Annotated in this window: 15 protein-coding genes and 1 pseudogene; 7 read left to right on the top strand and 9 right to left on the bottom strand. The window is 69.5% G+C overall.

The features are described from left to right. Positions 1-48 precede the first annotated feature (48 nt). Together PJ985_RS10480 and PJ985_RS10475 are read left to right on the top strand one after the other, a co-directional pair. A complete protein-coding gene (locus PJ985_RS10480) occupies positions 49-672 on the top strand; it encodes a TetR/AcrR family transcriptional regulator (protein ID WP_271683377.1) in 624 nt (207 codons plus the stop codon). After that, positions 659-1,447 carry a class I SAM-dependent methyltransferase gene (locus tag PJ985_RS10475; protein WP_271683376.1) on the top strand — a complete coding sequence of 263 codons (789 nt, stop codon included), beginning with the start codon at positions 659-661 and terminating at the stop codon, positions 1,445-1,447. The genes PJ985_RS10480 and PJ985_RS10475 overlap by 14 nt, the downstream gene beginning before the upstream one ends. Before the next feature lie 41 nt (positions 1,448-1,488). On the opposite strand, the gene PJ985_RS10470 is transcribed toward PJ985_RS10475, so the two are convergent. The 3 genes from PJ985_RS10470 to mshD all read right to left on the bottom strand — a co-directional run bounded on the left by PJ985_RS10470 (position 1,489) and on the right by mshD (position 5,201). Then, positions 1,489-1,908 carry an NUDIX hydrolase gene (locus PJ985_RS10470; protein WP_271683375.1) on the bottom strand — a complete coding sequence of 140 codons (420 nt, stop codon included), beginning with the start codon at positions 1,906-1,908 and terminating at the stop codon, positions 1,489-1,491. Beyond that, on the bottom strand, positions 1,892-4,213 hold the full coding sequence (locus PJ985_RS10465) for an RNA degradosome polyphosphate kinase (RefSeq protein ID WP_271683374.1): 2,322 nt from the start codon (positions 4,211-4,213) through the stop codon (positions 1,892-1,894). Before PJ985_RS10465 ends, PJ985_RS10470 begins: the two co-directional genes overlap by 17 nt. 82 nt (positions 4,214-4,295) lie before the next feature. Further along, positions 4,296-5,201 (bottom strand): mycothiol synthase, encoded by a 906-nt coding sequence (mshD, locus tag PJ985_RS10460; RefSeq protein ID WP_271683373.1) that lies wholly within the window; start codon positions 5,199-5,201, stop codon positions 4,296-4,298. Between the two features lie 144 nt (positions 5,202-5,345). Between mshD and PJ985_RS10455 the strand changes: the two genes are divergently transcribed. Beyond that, positions 5,346-7,151, top strand: coding sequence for a bifunctional metallophosphatase/5'-nucleotidase (locus PJ985_RS10455; RefSeq protein WP_271683372.1), 1,806 nt, complete (start codon positions 5,346-5,348; stop codon positions 7,149-7,151). Between the two features lie 124 nt (positions 7,152-7,275). On the opposite strand, the gene PJ985_RS10450 is transcribed toward PJ985_RS10455, so the two are convergent. Continuing rightward, positions 7,276-7,836, bottom strand: coding sequence for an NADPH-dependent FMN reductase (locus PJ985_RS10450; RefSeq protein ID WP_271683371.1), 561 nt, complete (start codon positions 7,834-7,836; stop codon positions 7,276-7,278). Positions 7,837-7,925: 89 nt separating this feature from the next. Between PJ985_RS10450 and soxR the strand changes: the two genes are divergently transcribed. Continuing rightward, a complete protein-coding gene (gene soxR / locus PJ985_RS10445; protein WP_271683370.1) occupies positions 7,926-8,372 on the top strand; it encodes a redox-sensitive transcriptional activator SoxR in 447 nt (148 codons plus the stop codon). Positions 8,373-8,984: 612 nt separating this feature from the next. On the opposite strand, the gene PJ985_RS10440 is transcribed toward soxR, so the two are convergent. After that, entirely contained in the window at positions 8,985-9,719 is a 735-nt protein-coding gene (locus PJ985_RS10440; RefSeq protein ID WP_271683369.1) for an SDR family oxidoreductase, read from the bottom strand. Positions 9,720-10,126: 407 nt separating this feature from the next. Continuing rightward, on the bottom strand, positions 10,127-10,564 hold the full coding sequence (locus PJ985_RS10435) for a winged helix-turn-helix transcriptional regulator (protein ID WP_443033465.1): 438 nt from the start codon (positions 10,562-10,564) through the stop codon (positions 10,127-10,129). A gap of 140 nt (positions 10,565-10,704) precedes the next feature. Between PJ985_RS10435 and PJ985_RS10430 the strand changes: the two genes are divergently transcribed. Beyond that, entirely contained in the window at positions 10,705-11,577 is an 873-nt protein-coding gene (locus PJ985_RS10430) for an aldo/keto reductase family oxidoreductase (protein ID WP_271683367.1), read from the top strand. Between the two features lie 165 nt (positions 11,578-11,742). On the opposite strand, the gene PJ985_RS10425 is transcribed toward PJ985_RS10430, so the two are convergent. Next, positions 11,743-11,871 (bottom strand): hypothetical protein, encoded by a 129-nt coding sequence (locus tag PJ985_RS10425; protein WP_271683366.1) that lies wholly within the window; start codon positions 11,869-11,871, stop codon positions 11,743-11,745. Between PJ985_RS10425 and PJ985_RS23450 the strand changes: the two are divergent. Next, a pseudogene (locus PJ985_RS23450) lies at positions 11,828-11,971 on the top strand (ISL3 family transposase); the annotation flags it as partial. The gene PJ985_RS10425 and the pseudogene PJ985_RS23450 overlap by 44 nt on opposite strands. On the opposite strand, the gene PJ985_RS10420 reads toward PJ985_RS23450, so the two are convergent. Next, positions 11,948-12,154 (bottom strand): DUF397 domain-containing protein, encoded by a 207-nt coding sequence (locus PJ985_RS10420; protein WP_271683365.1) that lies wholly within the window; start codon positions 12,152-12,154, stop codon positions 11,948-11,950. The pseudogene PJ985_RS23450 and the gene PJ985_RS10420 overlap by 24 nt on opposite strands. A gap of 9 nt (positions 12,155-12,163) precedes the next feature. Further along, the gene (locus PJ985_RS10415) at positions 12,164-13,018 is read right to left on the bottom strand and encodes a helix-turn-helix domain-containing protein (protein WP_271683364.1); all 855 of its coding nucleotides are present in this window, start codon (positions 13,016-13,018) and stop codon (positions 12,164-12,166) included. A 152-nt stretch (positions 13,019-13,170) separates the two neighbouring features. On the opposite strand from PJ985_RS10415, the gene PJ985_RS10410 reads away from it, so the two are divergent. Beyond that, the gene (locus PJ985_RS10410; RefSeq protein ID WP_271683363.1) at positions 13,171-13,482 is read left to right on the top strand and encodes a hypothetical protein; all 312 of its coding nucleotides are present in this window, start codon (positions 13,171-13,173) and stop codon (positions 13,480-13,482) included. Positions 13,483-13,494 lie beyond the last annotated feature (12 nt).

Genomic DNA, 13,494 nt, shown 5'->3' with positions numbered 1-13,494 from the left:
GTATGTCAAAACGGAAGAGCGGGTCCGGGCAGCACCGGGTGAGGTGGCATGAGCGAGCAGCGCAGCAGGGCCGAGCAGCGCGAGGAGACCCGGCGGGCACTTCTCGCCGAGGGCCGCCGGCGGTTCGCCCGCCACGGGTACGGCTCGGTGGTGCTGGCCGAGGTCGCCGCGGCCACCGGGGTGACCAAGGGCGCCGCCTACCACCACTTCGGCAGCAAGGCCGGGCTGTTCCGCGCGGTGCTCGAACAGGTGCAGCAGGAGGTGGCCGAGCAGGTGGTGTCCGCGGCCGAGGCGCACCGGGACCCGTGGCAGCAACTGACGGCGGGGTGCCGGGCCTTTCTCACCGCGGGCTCCGACCCCGAAGTGCGGCGCGTCATGCTGATCGACGGCCCCGCCGTGCTCGGCTGGAACGAGTGGCGCCGCATGGACGAGGGCGCCTCCGCCCGGCATCTGGAGGAGGCGCTGACCGTTCTGGTCGAGGCGGGCATCATCCCGCGCCAGCCGGTGACCCCGCTGGCCCGGCTGCTGTCCGGCGCGATGAACGAGGCGGCGCTGTGGCTGGCACAGCCGGACGGCACCGGCGACGGCACCGGTGCCGACGTGGAAGCGGAGGCGGAGGCGGAGGCGGCGCTGGTCCGGCTGCTGGAGGGGCTGCGGCATGGCGCGGCCTGAGGGCACCGCGACCCGGGGCACCACCCACCCGAACCGGCTCCGCCGGATGGACCGCTGGATCGCCGCCACGCTCGGCCCCGCGCTGCGCCGCGCCGGACCGCCCCCGCTCGCCGTGGACCTCGGCTACGGCGCGAGCCCGCGGACCGCGGTGGAGCTGCTGACCCGGCTGCGGAGCGTGCGCGCCGACGCCCTGGTGACCGGAGTGGAGATCGACGCGGAGCGGGTGGCGGCGGCCCGGCCCCACGAGCGGGACGGGCTGACGTTCCTGCGCGGCGGCTTCGAGCTGCCGCTGCCCGGCGGCCGGCGCCCGCTGCTGATCCGGGCCGCCAACGTGCTCCGCCAGTACCCGGAGGAGCAGGTGGCCGGCGCGTGGGCGCGGCTGTGCTCCCGGCTGGCCCCCGACGGGCTACTGGTGGAGGGCACCTGCGACGAGATCGGCCGGCGGCACGTCTGGGTGGCGCTCGGGCCGGAAGGGCCCCGCACCGTCACCTTCGCCGCCCGGCTCGGTTCCCTCCGCACCCCCTCCGACCTGGCTGAACGGCTCCCCAAGGCGCTGATTCACCGGAACGTGCCGGGGGAGCCGGTGCACGCCTTCCTGCGCGATTTCGACCGGGCCTGGGCCTCGGCCGCACCGTACGGCGCGCTGGGCGCCCGGCAGCGCTGGCTGCGGGCGACCGGCGAGCTGGCCCGGGACTGGCCGCTGACGGACGGCCCGCACCGCCGGCGGCAGGGCGAGGTCACCCTCCCCTGGCACGCTCTCGCCCCGCGGCGGTGACCGGGCTGACCGCGCCGACCCGGGCCCGGCACCTGTGCGCGTCAGACGGTGAGCGTGACCAGCGCCTCGTCCAGCAGCACCCGGTTCGCGGAGTGGCTGAGCCGTTCCCGGGCCTGGTCCGGGGGCAGCCAGAGCAGCCGGTCGACCTCGTGGTTCGGCCGGAACTCCCCGCTCACCGCCTCCGCCGCCCAGTAACTGACCTCCTTCGGCCGGCCCTGCACCGGGTACCGGGCCGTCGGCAGCGGCGCCCCGAGGACGCACACCATCCCGGTCTCCTCTCGGACCTCACGGACGGCCGCCTCCGCCGGCTTCTCACCGGGGTCGAGCTTGCCCTTGGGATGGGACCAGTCCCGGTACCGGGTGCGGTGCACCAGACCGATCTCGACGCTGCCGTCCGGGGCGCGGCGCCACAGCACACAGCCGGCCGCGCGCACCGCGCCGTCCTCAGCTCGCTGCGGCACGCCGCCTCCTCCGGGCCTCGATCAGCATCTCCTGGACATTCTGCAGCGGCTCCCCGTGCTCGTCCGTCGCGTGCCGGGTCCAGGCGCCGTCCGGCCCGAGATGCCAGGAGGCGGTGGTGTCGGCGGTGCCGGTGGCCAGCAGGCGGCTGAGCGCGGCCCGGTGGCCGGGGTCGGTGACCCGCACCAGGACCTCGATCCGCCGGTCGAGGTTGCGGTGCATCAGGTCGGGGCTTCCCAGCCAGACCTCGGTCTCCCCGCCCGCCCCGAAGGCGTACACCCGGGAGTGTTCCAGGAAGCGGCCCAGGACGCTCCGCACCCGGATGTTCTCGGAGAGGCCGGGGACGCCGGGCCGCAGCGCGCAGATGCCGCGCACCCAGACGTCCACCGGGACGCCCGCGCGGGACGCCCGGTACAGCCAGTCGATGACCCGTTCGTCGACGATGGAGTTGACCTTGATCCGGATGCCCGCCGGACGGCCCTCCTCCCGGTGGCTGATCTCTCTCCTGATCCGGGAGATCAGACCCTCGCGCAACGAGCGCGGAGCCACCAGCAGCCGCCGGTAGGTCTTCCGCCGCGAATAGCCGGACAGCCGGTTGAACAGGTCGGAGAGGTCGGCCCCGACCTCCGGGTCCGCGGTGAGCAGCCCCAGGTCCTCGTACCGGCGGGCGGTCTTCGGGTGGTAGTTGCCGGTGCCGATGTGCGCGTAACGGCGCAGCTGCTCCCCTTCCTGCCGCACGACCAGGCAGAGCTTGCTGTGCGTCTTGAGCCCGACCAGGCCGTACACCACGTGGCAGCCGGCCTCCTCCAGCTTGCGCGCCCACTTGATGTTGGCGTGCTCGTCGAACCGGGCCTTGATCTCCACCAGCACCAGGACCTGCTTGCCGGACTCCGCGGCGTCGATCAGCGCGTCGACGATCGGGGAGTCCCCGGAGGTCCGGTAGAGGGTCTGCTTGATGGCCAGCACGTCGGGGTCGGCGGCGGCCTGTTCGACGAAGGACTGCACGGAGGTGGAGAACGAGTCGTACGGGTGGTGCAGCAGCACGTCCCGCTCCCGCAGCGCGCCGAACACGTCCGGGGCCGAGGCGGACTCGACCTCCGCCAGGTCGCGGTGGGTGCCCGCGATGAACTTCGGGTACTTCAGCTCCGGGCGGTCCAGCGTGGCGATGCCGCCGAGTCCGGTGAGGTCGAGCGGGCCGGGGAGGGCGTACACCTCCTCCTCGGTGATCTTCAGCTCCCGCAGCAGCAGCTGCATGACCTCGGAGTCGATGGACTCCTCGACCTCCAGCCGCACCGGCGGGCCGAAGCGGCGGCGCAGCAGCTCCTTCTCCAGAGCCTGGAGAAGGTTCTCCGCGTCGTCCTCCTCGACCTCCAGGTCCTCGTTCCGGGTGACCCGGAAGACGTGGTGGTCCAGCACTTCCATCCCGGGGAACAGATCCTCCAGGTGCGCGGCGATGACGTCCTCGACCGGGACGTAGCGCTGGGGCGATGCCTCCAGGAAGCGAAGCAGCAGCGGGGGGACCTTGACCCGGGCGAAGTGCCGGTGCCCGGTGGCCGGGTTGCGCACCACGACCGCGAGGTTGAGCGACAGCCCGGAGATGTAGGGGAAGGGGTGCGCCGGGTCCACGGCCAGCGGGGTGAGGACCGGGAAGATCTTCTTGCGGAACAGCGAGAAGAGCCTGGTCTGCTCCTCTTCGTTGAGTTCGGGCCAGCGCAGCAGGTGGATGCCCTGCTCGGCGAGCTGGGGGGCGACCTCCTTCTGGTAACAGGCGGCCTGCCGGGTCATGAGCTCACGGGAGCGGGACCATATCGTGTGCAGTACCTCGCGCGGGTTGTGCCCGGACACCGAACGGGTGGCGACACCGGTGGCGATCCGGCGCTTGAGGCCGGCCACCCGCACCATGAAGAACTCGTCGAGGTTGCTGGCGAAAATGTTCAGGAAGTTCGCCCGTTCGAGCAGCGGGGTGGTGGGGTCCTCCGCGAGCTCCAGCACGCGCTCGTTGAACGCCAGCCAGCTGCGTTCCCGGTCCAGGAAGCGGTCGTCCGGCAGGTCGTCGCTCTCCGGGGGCGACTGCAGCGGCTCCGGCCCCTCCTCGAGCTCGGGCAGCGGCCCGGCCACGGACGCCGGGACGGCGAACGGACGCGACGCCTCGATCGAGCCTATGGACTCCGCGGAGCCGCCGGAGTCCGCCGGCTCGGGTGGCTCGGGTGGCTCAGGGGGCTCGGAGGGCTCAGGCGGGTCTCCGGGCGGCGCGGACGGTCCGGCCGGTGCTTCGGTACTGCGGGGGGCACGCGCTTCCTGACTCATGCCCCCATTCTCCCGCTGCCTGCGCGAACGCAACCTCTCCTGCGGGTTACACCCGGGTGTCCGGCCGACGGGCGGGCCCGGCTCAGCTCTCGGTGCGGTACATCAGGTCCGTCTCGTACGTGCGGAAGCCCAGCCCTTCGTAGACGCTGAGCGCCGGCGCGTTGTCCGCGTCCACGTAGAGCATGGCGGTCGGCAGACCGCGGTCGCGCGACAGGTAGCGCAGCCCGACCGTGGTCAGTATCTTGCCCAGGCCCAGGCCCTGCGCCTCGGGGGCTACCCCCAGGACGTACACCTCACCGACACCCTCCGCGGTGTGCACCTTGGTCCAGTGGAAGCCGAGGAGCTGCTCGGTCCCGTCGTCGCGGACGGCGAGAAAGAAACCGGACGGGTCGAACCAGGCCTCGGCCTTGCGGGCGTCCAGATCCTGCTGGGTCAGCGCCCCCTGCTCGGGGTGGTGGGCGAACGCGGCGGCGTTCAGCTCGAGCCAGGCCGCGTCGTCCTGTCCGGGGACGAAGGTGCGCACCGTCACCCCCTCGGGGAGGGTGGGCTCGTCGAGCCGGAGCCCGTCCAGCGGCCTGCGCAGCTGCCGCAGTTCCCGGAAGAGCACGAGGCCCAGGCTCTGGGCGAGATGCCGGGCGGCGGGGTGGCCGCCGTGCGCCCACACCCGCAGCCGGTGGCCCGACTCGGCGAGCAGCGCCGCCCCGAGGGCGCGGCCGTACCCCCGGCCACGCTCCGCGGGGTGCACGACCAGCTCCGCCGAGGGCGCCTCCACCGGATCGGTGCCGTCCAGCTGGGCGTAGCCGACGAGCTCGCCGTGCAGGCGGAGCATCACGTGCTTCACGCCCTGCCGTTGCCCGCCGCGCAGCAGCAGCCTGCCCTGTTCGGAGACGGAGCTCTGGCCGTCCACCCGGGCAGCGGCGTCGATCAGCCTGAGGGCGTCCCACAGGTCCGCCGCCGACACCTCGTCCCGTACCACGACGTCACTCATGCCCCTGACTCTACGGGGCCCGCAGTCAGCTGCGGGCAATGTCCTCGTTACCTGATCCCTCCTGACGAGCTACGCGCGTAGCCGTAGGCTGCGGTGCGCACTTACGTTGCCTTCGCTTCCCCCTCAGGAAGAGGTTCACCGCCCATGCACCGTTCCTCCACCCGACGCCCACGCACGACCCGGAAGGCTGCCGGCGCGGTTGCCGTGGCCGTCGCCGGGGCGCTCGCCCTCTCGCTGCCCGCCGCCCACGCGGCACCGGACCGGCACGGCCCGCCGGGAAAGCCGGGGAAGCCGGGCCCCACCGCCGAACTCCAGGTGCTGGCCCTCAACGACTTCCACGGGGCGCTGGAGCCGCCGTCCGGCTCCGGCGGTCAGGTCGTGCACGACCACGGGCACGGCTCGCACGAGACGATCGACGCGGGCGGCGCGGAGTACCTGGCCACCGCGCTGCGCGAGGCGCGGGAGGGCCACCCCCGCTCGGTGACCGTCGCCGCCGGTGACATGGTCGGCGCCACCCCGCTGCTGTCGGGAATGTTCCACGACGAGCCCACCATCGAGGCGCTGAACCTCATGGAGATGGACGTCGTCGGCGTCGGCAACCACGAGTTCGACGAGGGCTGGCGCGAACTGATCCGCAAGCAGGAGGGCGGCTGCCACCCGGCGGACGGCTGCTACGTGGAGGACCGCGAGTTCGAGGGCGCCGACTTCCCCTTCCTGGCCGCCAACGTCGTGCACGAGGACACCGGCAAGCCGGTCCTCGCCCCGTACAGCGTGCAGAACATCAAGGGCGTCAAGGTCGGCTTCATCGGCGTGACGCTGGAGGGCACCGCGGACATCGTCACCGCGGAGGGAATCCGCGGGCTGGAGTTCCGTGACGAGGTGGAGACGCTCAACAAGTACACCGAAGAGCTGAAGCGCAAGGGCGTCCACGCCGTCATCGCCCTGGTCCACGAGGGTGGTTACCCGGCCTCCACGGCGTACAACCACGACTGCGACGCCGACGGCGGCCTGTCCGGCCCGATCGTGGACATCGCGGAGAACACCCACGCGGGCGTGGACGTGCTGATCACCGGGCACACCCACCAGCCGTACGTGTGCACCATTCCCGACCCGGCGGGCAACGACCGTCTGGTGACCTCGGCCCAGTCCAACGGCCGGCTGGTCACCGAGCTGAACATGTCCTACGACCGGCGCAGCAAGGACATCGTGCGGGCCTCGGTGGAGGGCACCAACCGGGTGGTGCACCGCGACCACCAGCGGGCGGCCGACATGACCGACCTGCTCAGCTTCTGGAACGAGCTGGCCGCCCCGATCGCCAACCGGCCGATCGGCTGGATCACCGAGGACATCACCCAGGACCGCAACATCCCCGAGTCCCCGCTGGGCAACCTGATCGCCGACGCGCAACTGGCACACGCCCAGGGGCTCGACGAGTCCGCGGTGCTCGCCCTGATGAACCCCGGGGGCATCCGCACCGACCTGACCTACGCCGCCTCGGGTGAGGAGGGCGACGGCGTGGTCACCTACGGGGAGGGCTTCGCGGTGCAGCCCTTCTCCAACTACGTGTACCTGGTGGACCTCAGCGGTGAGCAACTGCTGGCCGTGCTCCGCGAGCAGGTCAGCGGCCCCAACCTGGGCACCATGAAGATCCTTCAGCCGTCGGAGGGCTTCGCCTACACCCTGGACCTCACCCGTTCCGGCGCCGACCGCATCGTTGCCGATTCGGTGACCCTGCACGGCGAGCCGCTGGAGGCCGACCGGGTCTACCGGGTCGCGGTCAACTCCTTCCTGGCGGGCGGCGGCGACGGCTTCCCGACCCTGGCCGAGCACACCAACCCGCTGGTCGGCGGCAACGACCTGGAGGCCCTGGCGGACCACCTGTCCGCCATCTCCTCCGCCGACGCACCGATCACGGCACCGGCAGCGGACCGCATCACCGTCCTCCGCTGACCGCCCCGCATTACCCCGCACCACCCCGCACCACCCCGCACCACCCCGCACCACCCCGCACCGCTGCTGCCCCCGACGGTCTTCGGCCGCCGGGGGCAGCGCTGTGCGTGAGGCCCGGAGGAGATCAGGAAGCGTAGGGGCGGGCGGTCCGGGCGTCCCGCAGCGCCTGGGCCCACCAGGTGAGCTGGTCGAACAGCACCTTGGCGGCGGCCTCCCGGCCCGGGTCCGGCCCCAGGTCGGTGGTGCCGTGCAGGCTGACGGTGTCCCGCAGCGTTGTGGCGTGCAGCTCGGCGAAGACCAGGCGCAGCTGTTCGACGGCGCGCAGCCCGCCGCTGATCCCGCCGTAGGACACGAAGCTGACCGGCTTGGCGTTCCACTCGGACCGGTAGAGGTCGATGGCGTTCTTCAGCGAGGCCGGGAAGCTGTGGTTGTACTCCGGGGTGACGACGAGGAACCCGTCCGCGTCCGCGAGCCGGCGCCCCAGCTCGCCCACCGCGGGCGGCTCGGGGGCACCGAAGTCGATGACGGTGGGCAGGTCGAAGTGGGCCAGATCCAGCAGGTCGGGCTCAAGACCGCCGTGCCGGGCCATCCGCTCCACGACCCAGTCGGCGAGGGCGGGGCCGAACCGTCCTGCGCGGGTGCTTCCGACGATCACGGCGATCTTGAGAGGGGTGACAGCAGACATGAGGGCAACTTCCCGTCTGAGAGGTCTTCTTCCGGACGGGGACCAGCATGAAACTTCAAGGCCACTTGAGGTCAAGCTATGCTGAGCGCATGGCTCCGGTCTCCAGAGAACTCACCATCGGACAGCTCGCCGAGCGCAGCGGCGTCGCCACTTCCGCGCTGCGCTTCTACGAGGACCAGGGGCTCATCCACAGCCGCCGCACCTCGGGCAACCAGCGCCGCTACACGCGGGACATGCTGCGCAGAGTGGCGTTCGTCCGGGTCTCGCAGAACCTGGGCATGCCGCTGAGCACCATCCGCGAGGCCCTCGGCCGGCTCCCGGAGGAACGGACCCCGACCCCCGAGGACTGGGCCGAGGTCTCCAGCGGCTGGAAGGACGAGCTCAACGAACGGATCGACCAGCTCACCGAACTGCGGGACAACCTCGACCAGTGCATCGGGTGCGGCTGCCTGTCCCTGAGCAGTTGCACGCTGGCCAACCCCGACGACGTGCTCAGCACCCAAGGCCCCGGCCCCAGGCGGTTCATCCGCTGCTGACCACCCGCTCGTACTGCGCGGGTGTCGCGGGCGCCCGGGCGCCTCTTCCTCAGCAACCGGTCGATGATTCCGCGGCTCCCCCACAGGCAGACCAAGGACAACCTGGGTTGAAATACACAGTGAACACAGTCACTTTGCGGAATCAGCTATGAATTGCACCCAATGCCTCTTTGAGGCCTTTCAATGCTAAAGGCTAGATAAAAAATGAAGGAGACAACCCCCAGAATGACCGCAAGATAGGCAATTGCCACCCCTGGGGGCATTTCCCCTCTGACTAGGCTGCCCACCGGCCACGCGGAACAGACTCCGAACACTATTGCAGCATTCACCCGGAGCCAGCGACGTCGCATCATTCCCATGACTGACATGGTCACATATGGGCGACGCACAGAAAAGGGTAGCCCCTGACCTGCGGTCCGAGCAGGACACGAGCGCCGCTTTGCAGGCTGCGCCATCATATCCACCAGTGGATGATCCGATTCATCCCACCCGAAGATCAGCGTTCCGCCTCCAGAGGTGTTGACGAAGGCGGACAATGTTGGCGCGAGCGTCGAGGAAAACCACCCGGCGCCACGGCTGTCAGCAGGCGCAGTCGCCGGTCATCCCCGGGTTTCAGACCTGTTCGAAATGGAAGGAGCTGATGAAGCAGTCACGAGGCTGGGCGACGGCGAACAGCACACAGTCCGACAGTGACTGGGAAGTCAGCAGGTCGCCCGCAGCGCGCGAGGTGGTGTGCCATTCGCCGGAGAGCGGATCGGCGTTCCGGAAGTCGGGCGGATAGAGGGAGATCACCCGGACTCCCTGCTGCCGCAGCCGCTTGGACAGAATGCCGGTGAATCCGCTCTGGGCGTGCTTCGCTGCGTGAAAGGCGGCGTGTGCGCCGGAGCCCTCCGACCCGGGGACACCGCAGGTCGAGATCATGGTGACGATGTCGGGCCGGTCCGAGACCAGGAGCAGCGGCAGCAGGTGCTTCACGACCAGGACGGTTCCGGTGGCACCCGAGGCGATGGTGTCCACGATGTCCTCATCCGACGCGCTGAGCAGATCCGTGCCCTCCAGCCAGCGTGCGCCGTTGTTGACCAGAACGTCGACGCGGTCGGTGGCGTCGCGGAGGCGGGAGGCGAAGTCGCGTACGGAAGCGGGATCTGCGAGGTCGCAGGCAAAGGCATGGACGTTCTCGTGGCCCAGGGCCCGGATCTCGTCCCGTACCTTCTCTGCGCCGGCGAGGCTGCGCGCGGACAAGTAGACCTCCGCCCCCTGTTGGGCGAAGCGGACCGCCAAGGTGCGGCCGAAATCGCGGGAAGCGCCGGTGATGACGACCCGCTGACGGTCGAATCGGGGATTCATGAGGGGACTTCCGTTCGTTGTCGGCCGACATGTCAGCAGTCGGCGGGCCGAGGGGCAGGGGCCACGGTACGTGGGTCGGGGCAGCGAGGACGGTCCCGGCCGCTTGGGCCCCGCCGCCCGCTCGCGCCCGGTCCAGGCGTCCGCCCGGCGTCAGATGCTGCTGTTCCTGATCTGGTGAGAAGAGCGGCAAGACGAGCAGGAGTGGTGGCGAGGACGGTGCCGGGGTCGTCACTCTCCCGGAAGAGCAACGCGACCGGCAATGGTCGCGAGATCACGGCAGTTGGCACGCGTCACCGCTGTAGGAGGACTTCTGTCAGGTGGTGTTCTCAGGAACATTCACAGCGGCTTTTCGCAGTCGAGGGTGTAACGCCGAGAATGCAGAGCTGTGGATGGTTGGATGTGAGTCGTCAGGAGGTGCGAGCGTCGTAGTTCTCGCGGTTTGCGAGGACCTCGGCCATGTGCGTCTGCGCCCAGTTTCTGAGCTCGCGCGTCATGTGGTGGAGCGAGAGCCCGAGGTCGGTCAGCTCGTAGGAGACGGTGACAGGGACGGTTGGCGTCACGGTACGGGTGAGCAGACCATCGTGCTCCAGCGATCGTAGCGTCTGGGTCAGCATCTTCTGGCTGACCCCGGCCAGAAGACGAGAGATCTCGGAGTAACGCATCGCCTTCGGAGCGTCTGCGTGTGCTGCATCGGGCCGGCCAGCGCTGTGGTCGCCGCCCAGCGCACACAGGATCAGGACGACCCACTTGTCCGAGATTCGGTCGAGCAGCTGCCGGCTGGGGCACCCTGCCAGGAACGCGTTGTACTCCACCTTGGCCTGAGCCCTCTTCTGCGCCGCCTTCATCGTCGTCACTGATCGCACCTCTCACTCATGGGTGGGTTACGCACTCCCAAGTGCCTACTTCCCGACAGGAAGTTTCTCTCCCATGCTGATGCAGGGAGGCAGCAGGCGTCACCCCCGAGTGCACGACGAAAGGCAACAAGATGAGCACACCCTCCCTCTCTCTTCCCGGCGGCACCTGGACTCCGGGTGACCTGACCGTCACCCGGTTCGGTTACGGCGCCATGCAACTGGCCGGCCCGTGGGTCATGGGGCCGCCCGCCGATCGCGAGGGTGCTCTGGCCGTTCTGCGTGAAGCAGTTGACGTCGGTATCACCCACATCGACACCAGCGACGCCTACGGGCCGCGGGTCACCAACGAGTTGATCCGCGAGGCACTGCACCCCTATCCCGAGTCGCTGCACATCGTGACCAAGGTGGGCGCGACCCGCGACGAACAGGGTGGCTGGCCTACAGCCCGGCGACCCGAAGATCTGCGCCGCCAGGTCCACGACAACCTCAAGTCCCTCCGGCTCGACGTACTCGACCTGGTCAACCTCCGACTCGGCAACGCCGAAGGTCCCCAGCCCGGCTCGCTCGCAGAGGCGTTCGAGACGCTCGTCGAACTTCAGCAGCAGGGCCTGATCCGCCACCTCGGGATCAGCAACGCCACCGAGGAGCAGGTCACCGAGGCACAGAGCATCGCGCCGATCGTGTGCGTGCAGAACATGTACAACCTCGCTCACCGCCACGACGACAAGCTCATCGACCGGCTCGCCACCGACGGCATCGCGTACGTGCCCTTCTTCCCCCTCGGGGGCTTTACCCCGCTTCAGTCCTCGGCGCTCTCGGCGGTCGCCGCTCGATGGGAGGCGACACAGATGTCCGTCGCACTGGCCTGGCTGCTGCAGCGATCACCGAACATCCTGCTCATCCCCGGCACGTCATCGACGGCACACCTGCGCGAAAACATCGCCGGCGCGGGACTCTCCCTCTCCCATGAGGACTTGACCGAGCTGGACGACATCAGCCGCTGAATGCCCCAGAGCTGAACGGCTCACAAGCCACGACCGAAGCCACCGTTCGAGGCCCGGCCCCGGTCACCTTCGCGCGACCGAGGCCGAAGCAGGACGATTCGCCCTCACCTGGAAGACTTCAGATCATCAGCCGTCAGGAACTTGTGTCACACCGGCGGTGGCAGCTCACCCCGCGCCGGTGGCCGGGTAGGCGTCGAGGTCTCCCGAGGACGGGGGTTCCTGCACCAAGCCCATCCGGAAGAGCTCGACGTTGCACGACGCTATCCCTGAGGCCCGCTTCGCCCACGCTGACATGCATACGTTCTGCCGCTTTGACGAGCTCGGGCTCGAAGTCACCGGTCAGCGACTCGGCGAGAAGAGAAGCGGAATACTACGCTGTGTGGCTGCTGTTGAGCGGTATGGCGCCGCTCTTCACGCCGGCGAGAAGAGCGGCGAGGCGGGTCGGAGTGGTGGCGAGGACGGTGTCGGGGTCGTCGCTCTCGCGGAAGAGAGTCCCCCCACCAGCGGTGGTTGCGACGTTGAGGCAGTTGGCTGCGTCAGCGCTGAAGGAGGACTTCTGCCAGTTGTGGGTGGTCATGCTTTCCTCTCAAGTGGTCTGAGCAATGCGTTCGATCAGATCCCGTGACTCCGATGGCGGCAGGGCACATGCCTCCATTCGGTCCAGCACCGTTCGGTACTTGACGAGTTGCGGCTCGGTGTCGACGAACATCGAGCCGTGGTCAGTGTCCAGTTGGACAGTACCCAGCGACGGCACCTCTGCATCGAAGTAGACGATGCCATGCCCCGAACTGGGGAAGGCCCCGGCGCCGAACGGGATCACCAGGAGGGTGATGTGCTCACGCTCGCTCATCACGAGCAGGTGCTCCAGCTGTGCACGGGCGACTGCCGGGCCGCCGAAACCCATCCGAAGTGCGGCCTCATGGACGATTGCGGTCAGCGGCGTCGGCTGTGCTGAGTAAATCACCGTTTGGCGCTTGATCCGGTGGGAAACCCGGTGCTCCACCTCCGGTGGTGTGAGGGGTGGCACTCCCTCGTCAAAGACCGCGCGGGCGTGGTCGCGGGTCTGGAGCAGTCCGGGCATGTGGATCACCGAGCCGATGCGGATGGCCTTCGCATGGTGTTCCAGCTCAGGCAGGTCCAGCCACCCTGCCGGGAGGATGTCGCGGTAGTCCTCCCACCAACCCCGGGTCCTGCCACCGGTCATGCGGACGAGTGCCTCGATGAGTTGCTGGTCACTGCACTCGTAGGCGTGGGCCATAGCCCTGACCCGCTCCGCACTCACGGCGTAGCGGCCGGCCTCGGTGTTGCTGATCCGTGCCTGATTGCCACCGAGCATCGCGCCTGCCTGAGTGGCTGTGAGCTCAGCCTTCTCGCGAAGCCTGCGCAACTCCGTACCCAGGCGCCGTTGGCGCACCGTCGGCGGAACAGTGTTGGGCGGCATCGTGCCTCGCTCCCCTTATCGAACAGCTGCACTGGCGTGCACTCGAACCGGTCTGACTTCACCGTACTGACGACTAAATGGCATGGATTCCAGTGGCAAAGGCTACGGTATTCCCGTAGTCAGTCAACTCCGCTGCGTGTTGGGAGATCGCCATGACCACCGTATCCCCGCAGAACCACACTCCCGTCCCGCCCGGGTTCGACCGGGAGGTAAGGGAGTTGGTGGTGGAGACCGCGCCTCGGGTGTTCGCGGTGGTCCTGGAGGCCGTCGACGGGGACGGCGAGTGGGACGCATGCGTGGCTGCCTGGGGGATGGCGTACCCGGACGGTCACGTGCACCTGGTCGGGGAGGACGGCCTGCTCGTACTGCGGCTGGAGTCGGTGGAGCGGGCGGTGGTGTGGGCGACCCGGCTCGGGGCCGGGTCATCGGCCCGCGTCGTGTGGCCCGTGATGGCTGCGGCGTGACGGGGCGTCATC

Origin of the sequence: Streptomyces sp. ACA25 (assembly GCF_028200735.1) — a bacterium.
Classification (GTDB): Bacteria; Actinomycetota; Actinomycetes; order Streptomycetales; family Streptomycetaceae; genus Streptomyces.
This window is presented reverse-complemented; position numbering and strand designations above follow the sequence as displayed.

Bases quoted from the DNA above. Each gene is read 5' to 3' on its own strand.
- PJ985_RS10480 (WP_271683377.1), top strand. From the start codon at position 49: ATGAGCGAGCAGCGCAGCAGGGCCGAGCAGCGCGAGGAGACCCGGCGG.
- PJ985_RS10475 (WP_271683376.1), top strand. From the start codon at position 659: ATGGCGCGGCCTGAGGGCACCGCGACCCGGGGCACCACCCACCCGAAC.
- PJ985_RS10465 (WP_271683374.1), bottom strand. From the start codon at position 4,213: ATGAGTCAGGAAGCGCGTGCCCCCCGCAGTACCGAAGCACCGGCCGGA.
- mshD (WP_271683373.1), bottom strand. From the start codon at position 5,201: ATGAGTGACGTCGTGGTACGGGACGAGGTGTCGGCGGCGGACCTGTGG.
- PJ985_RS10455 (WP_271683372.1), top strand. From the start codon at position 5,346: ATGCACCGTTCCTCCACCCGACGCCCACGCACGACCCGGAAGGCTGCC.
- PJ985_RS10450 (WP_271683371.1), bottom strand. From the start codon at position 7,836: ATGTCTGCTGTCACCCCTCTCAAGATCGCCGTGATCGTCGGAAGCACC.
- soxR (WP_271683370.1), top strand. From the start codon at position 7,926: ATGGCTCCGGTCTCCAGAGAACTCACCATCGGACAGCTCGCCGAGCGC.
- PJ985_RS10440 (WP_271683369.1), bottom strand. From the start codon at position 9,719: ATGAATCCCCGATTCGACCGTCAGCGGGTCGTCATCACCGGCGCTTCC.
- PJ985_RS10435 (WP_443033465.1), bottom strand. From the start codon at position 10,564: ATGAAGGCGGCGCAGAAGAGGGCTCAGGCCAAGGTGGAGTACAACGCG.
- PJ985_RS10430 (WP_271683367.1), top strand. From the start codon at position 10,705: ATGAGCACACCCTCCCTCTCTCTTCCCGGCGGCACCTGGACTCCGGGT.
- PJ985_RS10425 (WP_271683366.1), bottom strand. From the start codon at position 11,871: ATGTCAGCGTGGGCGAAGCGGGCCTCAGGGATAGCGTCGTGCAACGTC.
- PJ985_RS10420 (WP_271683365.1), bottom strand. From the start codon at position 12,154: ATGACCACCCACAACTGGCAGAAGTCCTCCTTCAGCGCTGACGCAGCC.
- PJ985_RS10415 (WP_271683364.1), bottom strand. From the start codon at position 13,018: ATGCCGCCCAACACTGTTCCGCCGACGGTGCGCCAACGGCGCCTGGGT.
- PJ985_RS10410 (WP_271683363.1), top strand. From the start codon at position 13,171: ATGACCACCGTATCCCCGCAGAACCACACTCCCGTCCCGCCCGGGTTC.